Origin of the sequence: Pedobacter sp. Leaf250 (assembly GCF_920984735.1) — a bacterium.
Taxonomy (GTDB): Bacteria; Bacteroidota; Bacteroidia; order Sphingobacteriales; family Sphingobacteriaceae; genus Pedobacter.
Genome location: NZ_CAKLBU010000026.1, coordinates 25,179 through 40,783, shown reverse-complemented (window position 1 = coordinate 40,783; position 15,605 = coordinate 25,179). Strand labels below are relative to the sequence as shown.

The 15,605-nt window shown below is 35.9% G+C and carries 14 protein-coding genes and 1 other RNA gene; 7 read left to right on the top strand and 8 right to left on the bottom strand.

What is annotated here, in order from left to right:
- Nucleotides 1–37 precede the first annotated feature (37 nt).
- On the top strand, nt 38–1,237 hold the full coding sequence (locus LUA91_RS18560) for a pyridoxal phosphate-dependent aminotransferase (RefSeq protein WP_231427605.1): 1,200 nt from the start codon (nt 38–40) through the stop codon (nt 1,235–1,237).
- Nucleotides 1,238–1,339: 102 nt separating this feature from the next.
- Nucleotides 1,340–1,705: a transfer-messenger RNA gene (gene ssrA / locus LUA91_RS18555) on the top strand.
- A 259-nt stretch (nt 1,706–1,964) separates the two neighbouring features.
- On the opposite strand, the gene LUA91_RS18550 is transcribed toward ssrA, so the two are convergent.
- Complete coding sequence (locus LUA91_RS18550; RefSeq protein WP_231427604.1) at nt 1,965–2,210, bottom strand: DUF3072 domain-containing protein; 246 nt, start codon at nt 2,208–2,210, stop codon at nt 1,965–1,967.
- Nucleotides 2,211–2,516: 306 nt separating this feature from the next.
- On the opposite strand from LUA91_RS18550, the gene LUA91_RS18545 reads away from it, so the two are divergent.
- A complete protein-coding gene (locus LUA91_RS18545; protein ID WP_231427603.1) occupies nt 2,517–2,813 on the top strand; it encodes a hypothetical protein in 297 nt (98 codons plus the stop codon).
- Between the two features lie 137 nt (nt 2,814–2,950).
- Here LUA91_RS18545 and LUA91_RS18540 read toward each other — a convergent pair whose 3' ends face one another.
- The 4 genes from LUA91_RS18540 to LUA91_RS18525 all read right to left on the bottom strand — a co-directional run bounded on the left by LUA91_RS18540 (nt 2,951) and on the right by LUA91_RS18525 (nt 7,907).
- Entirely contained in the window at nt 2,951–3,304 is a 354-nt protein-coding gene (locus LUA91_RS18540; protein ID WP_231427602.1) for a luciferase family protein, read from the bottom strand.
- Between the two features lie 89 nt (nt 3,305–3,393).
- On the bottom strand, nt 3,394–4,296 hold the full coding sequence (locus LUA91_RS18535; RefSeq protein WP_231427601.1) for a hypothetical protein: 903 nt from the start codon (nt 4,294–4,296) through the stop codon (nt 3,394–3,396).
- Between the two features lie 130 nt (nt 4,297–4,426).
- Nucleotides 4,427–6,187: an ABC transporter ATP-binding protein gene (locus tag LUA91_RS18530; protein WP_231427600.1), complete on the bottom strand. Its 1,761-nt coding sequence runs from the start codon at nt 6,185–6,187 to the stop codon at nt 4,427–4,429.
- Nucleotides 6,171–7,907 carry an ABC transporter ATP-binding protein gene (locus tag LUA91_RS18525; protein ID WP_231427599.1) on the bottom strand — a complete coding sequence of 579 codons (1,737 nt, stop codon included), beginning with the start codon at nt 7,905–7,907 and terminating at the stop codon, nt 6,171–6,173. The genes LUA91_RS18530 and LUA91_RS18525 overlap by 17 nt, the downstream gene beginning before the upstream one ends.
- A gap of 502 nt (nt 7,908–8,409) precedes the next feature.
- Here LUA91_RS18525 and LUA91_RS18520 point away from each other — a divergent pair.
- Nucleotides 8,410–9,255, top strand: coding sequence for a S1 RNA-binding domain-containing protein (locus tag LUA91_RS18520; protein ID WP_231427598.1), 846 nt, complete (start codon nt 8,410–8,412; stop codon nt 9,253–9,255).
- A gap of 96 nt (nt 9,256–9,351) precedes the next feature.
- Here LUA91_RS18520 and LUA91_RS18515 read toward each other — a convergent pair whose 3' ends face one another.
- The 3 genes from LUA91_RS18515 to LUA91_RS18505 all read right to left on the bottom strand — a co-directional run bounded on the left by LUA91_RS18515 (nt 9,352) and on the right by LUA91_RS18505 (nt 13,253).
- The gene (locus tag LUA91_RS18515; RefSeq protein WP_231427597.1) at nt 9,352–10,017 is read right to left on the bottom strand and encodes an MCP four helix bundle domain-containing protein; all 666 of its coding nucleotides are present in this window, start codon (nt 10,015–10,017) and stop codon (nt 9,352–9,354) included.
- Nucleotides 10,018–10,211: 194 nt separating this feature from the next.
- Nucleotides 10,212–11,645, bottom strand: a complete 1,434-nt coding sequence (locus LUA91_RS18510; protein ID WP_231427596.1) for an ATP-dependent RecD-like DNA helicase — start codon at nt 11,643–11,645, stop codon at nt 10,212–10,214.
- Nucleotides 11,646–12,113: 468 nt separating this feature from the next.
- On the bottom strand, nt 12,114–13,253 hold the full coding sequence (locus LUA91_RS18505; RefSeq protein WP_231427595.1) for a putative sensor domain DACNV-containing protein: 1,140 nt from the start codon (nt 13,251–13,253) through the stop codon (nt 12,114–12,116).
- A gap of 305 nt (nt 13,254–13,558) precedes the next feature.
- On the opposite strand from LUA91_RS18505, the gene LUA91_RS18500 reads away from it, so the two are divergent.
- The 3 genes from LUA91_RS18500 to coaD all read left to right on the top strand — a co-directional run bounded on the left by LUA91_RS18500 (nt 13,559) and on the right by coaD (nt 15,576).
- Nucleotides 13,559–14,365, top strand: a complete 807-nt coding sequence (locus LUA91_RS18500) for a DUF3822 family protein (RefSeq protein WP_231427594.1) — start codon at nt 13,559–13,561, stop codon at nt 14,363–14,365.
- Nucleotides 14,356–14,892: a 16S rRNA (guanine(966)-N(2))-methyltransferase RsmD gene (rsmD, locus tag LUA91_RS18495; RefSeq protein ID WP_231427593.1), complete on the top strand. Its 537-nt coding sequence runs from the start codon at nt 14,356–14,358 to the stop codon at nt 14,890–14,892. The genes LUA91_RS18500 and rsmD overlap by 10 nt, the downstream gene beginning before the upstream one ends.
- A gap of 213 nt (nt 14,893–15,105) precedes the next feature.
- A complete protein-coding gene (coaD, locus tag LUA91_RS18490) occupies nt 15,106–15,576 on the top strand; it encodes a pantetheine-phosphate adenylyltransferase (RefSeq protein WP_231427592.1) in 471 nt (156 codons plus the stop codon).
- The last annotated feature ends 29 nt before the right edge of the window (nt 15,577–15,605 follow it).

The following is a 15,605-nucleotide window of genomic DNA, read 5'->3' as shown; positions in this document are numbered from 1 at the left end:
GTCCCGATTTTAATCGGGACTTTTTTATTTTTGTGCCATGCCAAAAATTTCACAAAAAGGCTTGCAGATGCCTGCTTCGCCGATCAGAAAATTAACTCCATTTGCCGATAAAGCAAAACAAGATGGTAAAAAGGTTTTCCACCTTAATATAGGTCAACCAGATATTGAAACCCCTGAAGGAATGTTAAACGCAATAAAAAATATTGACTTTAATGTTTGGGCATATACACCATCAGAAGGTACTTTGGCTTATCGCTTAAAATTAACTGAATACTACAATAAACTGGGCTACAATATCAAACCAGAAAATATTTTGGTAACTGTAGGTGGATCAGAAGCGATTACGATTGCCATGCAAACTTGTGTTAATGAAGGTGATGAAATTATAATTCCAGAACCCTTTTATGCAAATTATAATGGTTTTGCTTGCATGAGTAACGTAGTTGTTAAACCCATTTTATCGTACATTGAAAATGGTTTTGCCTTGCCTCCTATTGCAGAATTTGAGAAATTGATTACAGATAAAACCAAGGCAATAATCATATGTAACCCGAATAACCCAACTGGTTATTTATATTCAAAAGAAGAATTAGAAGCGTTAAAAACATTATGTGTTAAATATGATTTGTTTTTATTTTCTGATGAAGCTTATCGTGAATTTTGCTATGATGGCAGAGCGTTTATCTCACCAATGCATTTAGATGGATTAGACGAAAACGTAGTGATTATGGATACAGTATCAAAACGTTATAGCGCCTGTGGTGCCCGTTTAGGTTGTTTAATTACCAAAAATGCAGCAGTTATTGCTTCAGGATTGAAATTTGCACAAGCCAGATTAAGTCCGGGAATGGTTGAACAGATTGCAGGTGCAGCAGCTGTTGATACTCCTGATAGTTATTTTGAAAAAGTAAACACTGAATATACCCTAAGAAGAGATACTTTAGTTAGCCGTTTAAATAACATTGAAGGTGTTTTCTGTCCAAATCCTGGTGGCGCATTTTATGTGGTGGCTAAATTTCCCATTGATGATGCAGATAAGTTTTGTCAGTGGATTTTAGAAGATTTTAGCCAAAACAACCAAACAGTAATGATGGCCCCAGCAACTGGCTTTTATTCTTCGCCAGGTTCTGGCAAAAATGAGGTGCGTATGGCATATGTATTAAATACAGATGATTTGAATGCTGCAATGGATTGTTTGGAGATTGCATTGCAACAATATCCTGGGCGGACGATTTAATTCCAATAAAGAAGAATGATTGAATTATAGACAACAATCATTCATCTTTGGCGTATTTTTTGTACATTTGTTATTCGATTTTCAATTTTATAATTGATTATTGGGGCCGTTCTTGGATTTGACAGGGTGGCGAAGGTTATGTTAGCATGCAGTGCGTTGTACGGAGAGCACTTAAAGTGAACGTTCACATTTTAGTTGGCGAAAATACTTACGCCTTAGCTGCCTAGTTTAGAACTACTTAGCTTTTGTCCCTCTAACTGCTGCATTGTTGGGTTAGAAATCGGGGCATCGAAACAACAAAGCTGGCTTCAAAGAGATGCGATTTGAAGTGAGATAAAGTATCTAAGGATTTAAATAAGGTCGGTTTTCAGCCCGTTTATTTCCCGAAAATCAATTGAAAAATAAGCATGTAGAAGGTATAGGTTATCTCACAACTGGACAAGGGTTCGACTCCCTTCGGCTCCACAATTAAAGACTCGCATATTAAGTTATGCGGGTCTTTTGTATTTTTAAGGCTATTTTAGGTATAGTAATGAGGGCTGCTTATGGCCTATTTAGTCGTTAAAAAAATATCCAATTAGTATCGTTCAATAAAAATTAAATGAGCACTTATGAACATTTTATTTCGGCTCCATAATTCTTGCGAAAATTTACTAAAAAATAAAGTCTGCAAAAAATTGCAGACTTTATTTTTATTAATTCATACATGATTTAGCTTATCAATATATTAATCTTGATCTAAACCTCTACCAGTTTTATGCTGAAGTTCATCAATTCGTATGGAAGCTTGCGCTTTACTCAAATTTTCGTCAAATGGTTCTCCAGCTTCATCAGATAAAGTTTTTAAATAAGATTGCTGTGCGCCTGTCATAGGCTCTTCTCCTGTACTCCAATCATTTGGATCTTTAATTGTATTCGATCCTTTTAATTCTGTACCCTGATTTTGATCAGTATTATTTTTTGGCTCGTTCATATTATTCGATATGTTATTTACTTTAAACAACAGCATATCTTTATCCATTGTTTATATCATCTTACTCTAAAAATCTCTATAAATGTGGGCATTAGTATTAGCAGCCCTTTTTTTAAAGACAGCTGTAAATAATAATTATAGTCTCTACCCTGGAGTCATCAGCAATAAAAAAATACGTGTTCAACTTTTATAATTCATTATGTTGAAAACATCCTGTTAGAAGTTATAATTGTTGTATTACTTTTGCCCACAATGTTGTCCAACTATAAAATACTCTATCTTTTTGAAAACGCTGAAACTTTAATAATGGAAGTTAAGCGAACTGATCTGCCTGAAGGAACAGATATCTCGCAGGTTTATCACTGGCTTTACCTGGATAAAATAACTTCATCGATGGTTAAATTATGGTTTAGATCAATGGATTCATCAGCCGAAATTGAAGAAAGATATTTTGAACAAGGATATTTAAAATTCAGTAATACTGAAGCAACCTTTATTGAGAAATACAATTCATCTCAGCACAGATTAATAAATTGTACACTACAACCAGTATCATCAGAAAAACATCAGCTGATTCAAGATTATTTTAAGCAGCCTAGTTAGCATAATTTTCAGAATATTAAAAAAGCCCCTCAATCCTGAAAGGGCTTTTTTAGTTGTCTATCCCTATATAATTAGGAATAACAAAATTAATTAACACGATTTACAATTTCGCTGGATGAATAAACTGAACAAAATTATTATTGTACAATCTGGTTTTTGAAATAAATTTCCTGCATTTTACCATAAGCCAGGCGTAATAAAGATATAGCACTAACCACATCAGCTTTGTTATGAATATAAAAGCTAATCCATCCTGATTGTTCAAAAATATGATGATCATGAGCAAGCTTTTTATCGGTAAGTATTTTTTTCAACTTTTGGTTCAAGCGTATATCTAAAATGCCATTGCTATGCAAATGACCTAACTCTTTGTTATAAAAGTTAAACTGGGTACCACCAAATTTGTGTAAGGAGATGGAGGTGCCCTCCCATTTTAGTACTTCATTTTCTATATCATCACACCATGATAACATATGTGGATTTGATATCATTATCCAAAGTTTTATTAAGCTATCATAAATCAATGAGAAAAATGGTATTGATTTCAAAAAACCCAGGTATTTTACAACAAAACGAAATATCATTTTTCACTTAGGGTTTTGATATGTTCCATAACTCTTAAATGCACATTTCTGGTGATGCTTTCTGCCCAAATATCATAATACCAAATAGGGAAAACATGAAGTTTATACCAACTATTCCCGATGAGCGTTGTGGTACCGTTACCGTTATCTTTTAAAATAAATTGCCCCCTATCAATATCAATGTGCCCCATTATTTCCGGATCTTGAGGCTGATTGACGATATCGAAAGTTAGATTTTTGTTTACATCAAAAGCAACTATCTTTTCATCAAAAGTGTAACCATTACTAAAAATACATTTTCTGCCGGCGCCAAGCTTATTTGCTGTTACGGTAGTTTGCATTGGGCTTGGCATACCAACTTTAAATAGCCAGTACTGATTTGGTTCTTTGATTTTTTCAAATGCCACAACATTTTTCCAGATTTTTTCTGGCGTTGCTTTAATTACGATTTTATCTGAAACCATATTTTCATAATGATGATCAGATATGGAATCGGTGATAAAAATGAAGAGTAGTAAGAAAACAAAACTGACATTAAATTTTTGATTATTTCTTTTGAACATTGTTTTGCCAATAAATGCCCCGGTAATAACAAATGCAAATATCAATGGAGATACGATAATTAAGCAAATAGTGCCTTCTCCCAAGAATAAAAAACTAAGTAATATGGCAATAAAGCCGTTTAAAATAGAATTCCAGATTAATGCTTTACTCGATAGCTTAAAGTCTTTCCAAAACCAGGCGCTCATAATGCCCATAAGCATTGGCAGAATTACAAATTCGGAAAACACCAACACACCACCACTTGCTGGATTGAGCATTTTATTGTTACCAATAATGGATAAAATGACCAAATTCGGAATGATAAAACCTAAAACCTTCTTATTAGATTGCTTCATAAATATTAATTTACAAACAAAAATAGCCTAATGTTTTAAACTTTCAAAATTTACTGAAAATAAAATTAATAAATCAGCTATATGGTTCTGAAATTGATTTGAGCGATGAACCATTTGTTGTTTGGAAAATTTAACTTACCCTCTTCCCTTTTAATAACATATCAAGAGCATCATTTAGTGTTCCAGCTTTTTGCACCTCACCTTCATTTACGAAATAAATTTCATCGGCATTTTCAATGGTATTTAAGCGGTGCGCAATAATCACCAGGGTTGTTTCTTTTGATAATTTATTCAATATACTGCTTAACAATTGCTCTGTAATGGTGTCAATATTTGCTGTTGCTTCATCTAAAATCAACAATTCAGGGTTACGCAATACTGCTCTCATGAAAGCAATTAACTGCTTTTGCCCTAAACTAATACTATCAGCACCTGATGTAATTTGGGTATTTAATCCCTCATCAAAAATGGCCAGAAGTGCATCGAGGTTAGCATCCTGAATGATTTTTTTTAATTCATCATCACTCACGTCTTTATACTGACTGTTGCCATAAAGAATATTATCTTTTACGGTTCCTGTAAACAAAAATGGCTCTTGTAAAATGAATCCGATTTTCTTGGTACGTTCTTCTGCAGTAAATGAGCGAATATCTCTTCCATTTAGTAAAACGGTACCTTTTGTAGCATCGTACAAACGAGAAATTAATGATGCGGTTGTAGTTTTACCACCACCCGTTGGACCAATCAGGGCATAAGTTTTACCTTTTTCGAATTTTAGATTGATGTTATGCAGAATCTCCTTCGAATCATTATATGAGAAATGAACGTTTTTAAATTCCAGCAAAGCATCTGATGTGACAGATTTATCGTCGTCAACCTGAGTAAGGTTTGTTTCCAGCAACAGGATTTGCGAAATCCGATCCCAACTGGCCATTGCCACTTGAAAGCTTGTCCAAAGTGCCGCCAACTGCCTTAACGGATTGTAAAAATTAGTGCAGTAAGAAATGTAACTCACTAACAGGCCCAAAGAAAAATTTCCAATGGAAATTAAATATATACCGAAAAGCAAAACAATTAATTGTGCTGCACTCGAAAGTAAACCATAAACCGGTACAAAAATATTGTTAGCCAAACCTGCACCAATTGCTGTTTTGTAATTTTCTCTGTTGGCTTCATCGAAACGTTTCCTAAAGTAATCGCGACGGTTAAAAGCAATAATAACTTTAAAATTATTCAGGCTTTCCTGAATTTCGGCACTCATTCCGCCAACGCTTTTTAAATTCTTTGCATTCTTTCTCTTTACCCATGGAGATAAAATCACGGTAAAAAGTACAATTACAACTGCAGGCGAAAGTGCTGCAGCACCTAGTTCAAAATTGATAGACAACAGGAAAATGCCAGCGCCAATCATGGTGATAATACTGCTTACAAATTGCATCAGTGATTGCGAAAAGAACTGGTTTAGCTTATCGGTATCATTGTTTACGCGAGAAATTAAATCGCCAGCTTTATTTTCATTAAAAAAAGAAACTGGTAATTCTTGAAGTTTGTTAAAAATAGCATTGCGCAAGGTAAAAAGCATTCGTTGACCAATGCCACCCATTAATTTAGTTTGCGTGTAACCTGTAACCATGGCAATCGAATACATTACAAGAATAATTCCGGCGAACATTAATACACCATTAAACTGTTTTGTTCGGATATAGGCATCGATAGTATGGCCTATCAAAAGTGGCCCAAGTAACAGCAAGCCAGAATTTACCAGAATTGCAATTAGTGCCAGCCATAAATTTTTATGTTCGCCAGAAATAAATTTAAGCAATCTTTTAAGCGCCTGGTAGGTAGATTGCTTTTCCTGCTTTTGAGTAAGCTGGTTAAGATTGTAGTTCATAATTGCTGGTGCTCTGTTGTGAATTGTAAATCTGAACGTATTCAGGGCTGCTTTTTAGCAATTCCTGATGTGTTCCCTCTGCGATGATTTCGCCCTGCATCAGCAAGATAACTTTATCGTAATTTTCAACAGATGCTATTTTTTGAGTAACTGATAATAAGGTTAAACCAGGATAATTTTGTTGAATGTTTTCCAAAATTCGTTTTTCGGTATTGTTATCCACTCTTGCTGTAAAATCATCGAGCAATAAAATCTTCGGATTTACAGCCAGTGCTCTCGCCAACATAATTCGCTGTTTTTGCCCTCCAGAAAGACTATTTCCACGTTCAGAAACGATGGTATTCAATTTATCGGGTAGATTGTCTACAAAATCTTTTAATTCGGCAGTTTGAATTGCTTTTGCTAATGATTCATCGGTAACGGTATCGCTGAACGCAATATTTTCGCGAATGCTCATGTTAAACATGATGCTATCCTGAAAAACGAAACCCACTTGCCTGTGAAAATTCTCTTGGTTATATTGATTAATTTCCTTTTCATCAAAAAGAACTTCTCCACTATTTGGATGGATTAAACCCGTGAGAATATAAAGTAATTGAGTTTTCCCCGCAGCTGTAGGACCAATAATTGCCGTTTTTGAACCAGCTTTGGTTGCAAAGGAAATATATTTTAATATCGGTTTTTGTCCGATGGTTAGTGTTATGTTTTTGGCTTCTACATCGCCTACCAGTTCATCTGTTAAAGTTCCCGGATGTTTAATTTCTGGTGCGTTTAAAACACTTTCTATTCTTTGGTATGATGCCGTTGCCTGTGCAATCACATTACTCATAAAGCCAATCACCAAAATCGGGAAGATAATAAGTGATAAATAACTATTGAATGCGGCAAATTCACCCAAACTCATGGTATCGTTAATCACAAAATGACCACCGAGAACTAAAATAGTTAAACCTGCAAGGTTAGCTACAAATACAATAATTGGTATCAAACCTGCAAAAAGACGAAGAATCGACAATCCTAAATCTCTGGCTTTCGCGTTTGCATCCAGAAATTTGTTGTATTCAAGTTGTTGCGAATTGATTACACGAATTAAGGCAGACCCTAAAATACTTTCGCTGATTACTTTATTCAGCCAATCGATCACTTCACGACTTTTAATAAACAACACCCTTACTTTTTTCAAAACGAAGAAAAAAGCACCACCAATTATAGGCACAATGGCAATGACACAAAGAGCCAATTTCCAATTGATCATCATTAATAAAATGCTGGCGCCAACAATTAAAAATATAGAGGATGCAAGAGAAACAATTGCCTGCGATACGAACATCTTTATTGAATCGGCATCGGAAGTAAGGTTAGTAAGTAGCTTAGATGGATTCGCCTGAATAATATAGGCATGACTTTGACGCGAAATCTGGTCGGATAGTTTGGTTCGTAAATCTCGTGCTACCCTTTCTGATGCGTAGGTTTGCACAATACTCTGCAGGTAAGTGAAGATAAAAACCAATACAATCGCAAGCGCAAACTGCAATAAAATCGAATCTAAATCAAAAGTGTTATTGGTATAAGAATCAATTCCATGGGCAATAATTTTTGGCAATAATAAATTAATGCCATTACTTAATAACGCAAATAAAATCAGCAGGAAAATTAAGCCTTTATATGATGCAAGTAAACTAAAAACACTTGGTTTTTTAGCCTCTTTGAGTTTTGCCATGTTGTGATATGAACTATTGTAAACATCAAATTTAACCCAATTATCTGAATAGATGGTATGTTTATTTTAATTTTTACCATTGTGATTTGGTTACATTAATTCGGCTAAAGCCTTGGTCAATTATTTGATGAAAGGCAGTCAAATCAGCCTGCAATGAATAGCATAATGGCTAGCGCTCGATATTCATTGCTGTTGGTTTCAACCAACGGAATCAAATAGAAATTAACTCCCAAAGTTTATTGCGTTTTGCAAAATCCTTTGTTTCTAAACGGGATGGCAGCGGTATACTTTTAAAATTGCAACTACCTAAGTTCACATTCTCTGCAACCGATGAAACAGATTCTTCGTTCCTCGGAATGACAGATGTTTTAAAAGATTTAGCGAACAGCCCGACAGAACCAATCCGATGAAACATAACAGCACCTTTCCAAATAATTAAAATATAATCCACTCAAACATTGCTACCTTTGTTGTAACCATTGAAGAAAATGGTGCCCATATTATGATTGAAATAGGAAAATACAACGAATTAAGAGTTTTAAGCAAAACCGAGGCTGGTTTAAACTTAACTGATGGCGATAAATTAGTCATTTTGCCTTACCAATATGTACCAAAAGGTTTGGAAATTGGTGATAATGTGAGCGTTTTTGTTTACATTCAAAAAGATGGCCGCTTAACTGGAACTACGCAAAAAGCTTATGCCGAAGTAGGAGATTTTGCTTTCTTAAAAGTTGTTGCTGATGGCGAAGATGGCACTTATATCGATTTAGGTATAGATAAAGATGTTTATGTGCCAACTAAAGAACAAAAACGACCAATGCAAAAAGGCTACAAATACGTAGTTTATTTGTACCTGGACGAAAATAGCGAACGCCTTTTGGCATCATCGAAATTGTACGATTTTGTTGAAGAGGAAGACTTCGATTTTGAAGAGGGCGACGAGGTTAGTTTGTTAATTACTGAAGAAACTGATTTGGGCTTCAACGCGATTATTAATAATACTTATATTGGTTTATTGTACCACAACGAGGTTTTTGATAACCTTCAAGTTGGCGAACAGCGCAAAGGTTGGATTAAAAAAATTAGAGTTGAAGGTAAAATTGATTTGACTTTACAACCCAGCGGTTATGGGCATATTCTTGATTCGAAAGAAATGATTTTGGCTGAATTGAAAAAGAGTGGCGGTGTAATTGAATTGGGTGATAAAAGTTCTCCAGAGGAAATTTACCACCGTTTTCAGATTAGCAAAAGTGCCTTTAAGAAAACGATAGGTTCGCTTTATAAAGAGCGGTTAATTGTACTTTCTGATGATTCGATTCGGTTGTTAACCGATGAGGATGCGGAATAGGGTGCTACAATTTTTGAACCATATAAGACATATAAGGTCATTTGAGCTGATATGTTCTTATGTTTCTTATGTGGTTAATTTTTAACTGCGATAAAACTAATTCAGATTAAACTTATCATTCTGAATTTTTACCATGTTGGATGCTGAGATAATCGACACAATCATGATGCCGATGATAACGGCCAGAATACCTTGAAATGTGGAGTAAATTTTCGTTCCTGAGACAAAGATTTTAGAATCTTTAATCAGCTCGTCTCCCACTTTCGATTGAATTTTAATCAATGCAGAAAGTTTCTCGAGTGTTTTCGTCGATGCAGTTCTTCCAATCGACTCGTAGATTTGTTTTCCCTCATTGCTTGCTAAAGTCAACATCTTATTTTCCAATTGTTGTTGAATATTCAAGGCTTCTTTAAAATCGTTAAGAAAGGTTTTTTCTTGCTTTACCAATAGTGTCAATTCGTATTTAGTGATAACAGAATCGATTTTTAGATTGTTCTTATTAATTTCTGAAATGATGGTCGACGGATCCATTCCACTTGAAAAAACATCCTGTAGAATGGCGTTTTTATGATAAAGGTTTTCGGCAATAAAAAATAAATCAGTTGCCGGAACCAATCGATCATTATACATTGAGATAAAAGACTCGTTAATTTTTGTTACACTTTTATCTTCCAAAAAACGAATAAGCAAAGTGCAACACATGATACAGAATAGCAAGAATGCAACTTTCAGCTTATTTTTAAGGCTAAATGCGAATTTCATAGTATAATTTTGGTTAGCGATTCAAGGTAAAAATTAAAGCGTGGTTGACCGCAGATGTTATCGATTTTTTGAACCATGTAAAACATTTTAGCGCATTTAAGTTGATGTGTTATATAATGAATTCTAATCTGAAATAATGGCAAACTTATCTGTGTTTATCCTGTATATCTGTGGTTAATATCATTCATCATCTCCTAAAAGTAATCTTCCTGCGCAGTTTTCGCAAAAAGCTGTGGAGCAAAATTAACCAAATACAACTCCTTTTTAGCTCTTGTTACTGCCGTGTACAACCAGCGTAGAAAATCCAAATCGATCATTTCTTCCGTTAAATAACCCTGGTCGGCGAAAACCGCATCCCACTGACCGCCTTGTGCCTTGTGACAAGTAACCGCATAGGCAAACTTAATTTGCAATGCGTTATAAAATGGGTCGGCTTTTATGGCCAGCATACGTTCTCTTTTATTTGCGATGTGTTCATAATCTGCATTTAAACCATCGAAAAGTTTCTTATTCTGCTCGTATGGCAGATTTGCTGATTCCAAGTTCAAGGTATCCAGCATCACTTTACAGCTAATTTGTCCTGCAGCAGGAAAATCCAAAAATTCTAACGTAGCATCAGTAAAGCGAAAACCATAACGTTCTTCTTCGCCACGCACCCGAATTACCTTGGCCATATCGCCATTGGCTATGAAAGCAGTTTCCTCATTTTCGGGCAGCCAAAAATAATTATTCCGAACCACCATAATCTGGTCGCCACCTGTTAATTCTTCCTCACGATAAAGCAACCTAGCCCTGATTTGTTGATTGTAAACATTCGCCGATTTGTTAGACCGGCAAACCACCAACGTATTTTCAATTCCGAATTTTCGGTAGGCATATTCCAAACCCTCAACCAATCGGGCGCCCGCCATATTATAAATGTCCTTGTATTTTTTAGTTAGAAATTTAGGTAGCGGATTTTCAGGATTTTTAGAGATCTGGTTCCTCAACATCGTTGCATTGGCTAAAATGCCCGATTTTTTTTCCTGCCGAACCACTTCTTTTAACTCCACTGAGGTTATAGTTAATGCAAATTTATCTTTCAAATACTGTTCGTTCAAAGCAGGACTATCCAAACTCCCAACAGGTGGCAGCTGTGCGGTATCGCCAACAAAAAGCAGAAAACAGTTTTTCGTGTTGTATACAAACTCCAATAAATCCCTCAAAATTGAGGAACCCGTTTCATTAAATTCATCAGCAATCATCGAAGCTTCATCGATAATAAAAAGTGTATTTTCTGATAGGTTTGGCGCTAGTTGGAATTGCATTTCAGGCGATGCCGCTGAACGTTTTCTATAAATTCTTTTATGAATGGTTAATGCTTTCCGATAAGAATATTGACTCATTACTTTCGCCGCCCGCCCGGTTGGCGCCAATAATTCGCTCCTCAGATTAAACTTTGCCAAAACTTTTACCAATGCCGCTACCGAAGTCGTTTTTCCCGTACCCGCATAACCTTTCAGCACAAAACATTTGTACTCATCAGCCTCCTGCAAAAACCTCGACATCTGCTCGCAAAAAAGCAACTGCTCTTTTGTTGGCATATGTTCGTAAGATTGGGCAATTAGTTGACTTTTATCGATGTACATGTAGGTTGTTTAATTGTTTTAACTGGGTAATCGGTTAATTGTTCGCTTTGATAATTAATTTGGAAAGCAATTGTATTGCGAATCGTTTGCAGCAGCCCGTCTTTCCGCTGTATCTTTTTTGTAAATGTCATACTGAGCCTGTCGAAGTACAGAAACAAAAAAGATGCCGCTTCAATACGGTTTAGGTAGCAAAGATACAAGCTCTTTTTAATGTTAGTCCCTGCGAAATGCATGAACGCCAAACCCACCCAGCTAAGCCTTACCACTCTATCTCCGTTCCACTTAAATCCGGCCTATCAAATTTTTCGGGATAGCTTGTCAAAGCCAAACCACTAATTTCAAAAGAAAATTTTCAGCCCGGCAATTTTTGCTTCTTTTTGTTGTCAAAAAGAAAAAAGCCCGTCCGGCCAGGACAAAAAGAAAAAAAGTAAAGAGATTGCTTCGTACCTCGCAATGACGCCTTTCCAATTACAACAACAACGTTTCAATACGGTGTGCCATTACCATCTTCTGCTGCTTACTCCAACTAAAAATAGTAAAATGCCCATCTTGCGAAGCCACTAAACCAATAGCCTGCGGCTGGTCGTTAACAAATTGCGCAACTGAAAAATGCCTTGTACCACCCAATTGTCCTGGATATAAAATTTTGTCTTCGCCACCAACAATCGGTTCAGAAAAAGCAATTTGCTCTACTGTAGGTTTGCCTTTCGCACGGCCAATCTTTGCTCCAAAAGCAATCAGATCAAATTGCTCATTAATTATAGTTGCACCGTCAACAGCGGTTAACCCTGCCAAATGCTCCACCTCGCGACGTAAAGCACCTTGAGAAAAAATCTCACTTTGGTTGCCACTTTGTTTGGCCAGGTTTGATAAACCACAGAAAGGTGGTTCAACTAAGTATTGTATCGGATGAATAATAGATTCTTCCCATTTGGTATCATTTTTTGGAACAATCAGTAACGCCCCGCCCCGCCCATGGCTACGCATAGAAACAGAAAACTGAATCAAAATATTTATCGGATCGTTCCAACTGGCGAGTACAGTTAAATCAAGCAAGGCTTTTAAAATCGGCGGACAATCGCGATTAGAGCAAGAAGTATCGTCAACAATTCTAATTTGCTCGCCCTTTAAAACGGCAACATTGGTATATTTCCCAATGCCATAAATCCTACGGTGTTTAATTACAATAAGTCCTGGTTCAGAAACATCAACCACGAAACAAAAATTCGGAATGTTTAATGTTGTGCCCCATATATATAGTTCGCCATTTTCTTCCCAAACACCTAAGTGAATACCCGAACGCTCAATACCAGGAGCGATTTTGGTCAAAGTATTGGCATTTAAAGGCAAAGGTTTAGCAAATTTTAGCGGTTTAGAAGTTTGCGATGGAGGCATAAAAGCCACAGAAATGCGAGGCGAATGCCCTTCTTCTTTACGCAAGCTACTCCAAAAAGCAACATCAATCAGTGCCTCAATAATTTTTTTATCTGGCTGTGTCGCCAAATCCAACTCGCCCTGCGCCGCTGCATTTGCATGCAGTTTTATAAAATGTTGCTCAATTTTAGCCGCAACTGTGTTTGCTGCTTTATAAGTAGGCTTGTAACTCATGTTTCGAATTTAAGCTGAATATTTTGGATTTCAGATAAGCGAAAGGTTTGATTTTGGTAAAAAGATTTAGTTGGGTTTTTACCACAGATGTACACAGATAAACACGGATTATTATGTCTAAAACATTTGCCACGGAAACTCTGAAATCACGGAAAGAAATCGATTAAACTTCCGTGTCAATCCGTGTTTCCGTGGCAAAAAACTGTGGCAAAAAAACATCTGTGTCTATTCTATTTATCTGTTGTTAATTTCTTTTGTTGGTTTTGGGTTGCGGTAAATCTCTAAAAAACTCTATTTTTGTTTTAATGAGTAAAAACAGCCTTTTATTAGTCGACCCGAATTTTAAAGCTGACACATCGGTGAACTGCCATTTATTATTAAAAATAACGAATGACAGTTTTTCTTACGCCGTTATAAATAAAGATTCAGAGGAGATTAATGTAATTTTTGATAAACAAGGTTGTGAGGATTTAAAGCAAGATTTGAAGGTAGCTTTTGAATCAGACTCCTTTTTATCTCAGAAATATTCAGCTATAAAAGCTGCTATTCACACTTCGAATTTCATTTTCATTCCCGATGAATGGTTTGATAAAGATAACCTTTCCGTTTATTCTAAATTTCTGGGTCCGGAAGGTAAAGTTTACACCAAACATCATGATGAATTGGGCTTTAATACGCTTTTTTCATTGGATGAAAAGGTGGAAGAAAAGCTTCCCGAAAACACGGTTTTTTACCCTCAATCTTCTCCGCTGTTGGCTTTGTTCAGTCATTTATCTGGCGATGCTTTATTGATTGATTTTACGGCATCCTCATTTAATGTCCTGTTTGTAAAAGATAAAAAAATCAATTTTCAAAACCATTACGAAGCAGAAACGGCAGAGGAATTTAATTACTTTTTGTTATTAATTATTGAGCAATTGGGTTTAACAGAATCTGCTCCGGTTTATTTACAAGGCATTATTAACGAAGACGATGATTATTATAACACGCTTCTAAAATATTTCAATAACCTTTATTTTTTTCTTCCCGCAGGAAAACAAAACAGTGAATTATTGGCCGATATGCCGAAACACTATTTCAGCGGGTTGCTTGCTTTAGATTTATGCGAATAATAGGAGGCAGATTAAAAGGAATTCGTTTGCAGCCGCCTGCAAATTTACCTGTGCGCCCCACTACGGATATGGCAAAAGAGGCACTTTTCAATATCTTAAATAATCGGTTCGATTTAGAAACTTGTTCCGTTCTTGATTTATTCTGCGGAACAGGAAACCTGACTTTTGAATTTGCCTCTCGCAACGCCGAAGGTGTATTGGCTATTGATATGGATTATGGCTGCGTTAATTGGGTTAAAACAGTAGCTAAAAAACACGAATTTAATCAGGTAGATGTTCGCAAAGGAGATGTTTTCAAGTTACTGAAACAAATGACAGGTTCTTATGATTTAATCTTCGCCGACCCGCCTTACAACATGCCGAATATTCCACAAATCCCAGTGATAATTGAAGCGCAAAAATTGCTTAAACCTGATGGACTTTTAGTTGTAGAACATCAAAGCAACATGAAACTAAACAGCCAGCCAGGCTATACTGAAACCAGAAAATACGGAAATTCTTCTTTTAGTTTTTTTGAATTTGGTTAACCGCAAAGAGCGTTAAGTTTTTCGCAAAGGACGCAAAGCCAAATGGCTAAAAACATACTCGTCATTTCGACCGCAGTGGAGAAATCTTTGAAAATTAAAAATAATCTAGTTTCAAGATTTCTCCATTTCGCTGCGTTCCAGTCGAAAAGACGACCCTTTATGATATGCCGTTTTAGCCTTTCTCCTTTCCGCTTAAAAATCTATATTTGAAATATGAAGATAGCGCTATTTCCAGGTTCATTTGATCCCATTACAATTGCCCACGTAAACATTTTGCAACGTGCTACACCCCTTTTTGATAAGATTGTAATTGGCATCGGTTTAAATAGTTCCAAGCAAAATTTTCTTACTGCCGAACAGCGGCTTCAAATTTTAGAAACAGTTTTTGAGGGTTATAAAAACATCGAAATTCAAACTTACGAAGGTTTAACCGTCGATTTCTGTCGCAAAATAAATGCAACTTATATGGTTCGAGGTATTCGCTCAGCATCAGATTTTGAATACGAAAGAGCCATTGCTCAAATCAACCAAACTATGATGCCCGAAGTGGAAACCATTCTACTTTTGAGCAAACCAGAATATTCAGCCATCAGTTCTACTATTGTTCGTGATATTTTAAGAAACCACGGCGATGTGAGTCCGTTTGTGCCAAAAGAGGCTTTAGGGTTTTTGTACAAACCATAAGATTTAACTCAAAAAAATCTTTCTGAAAT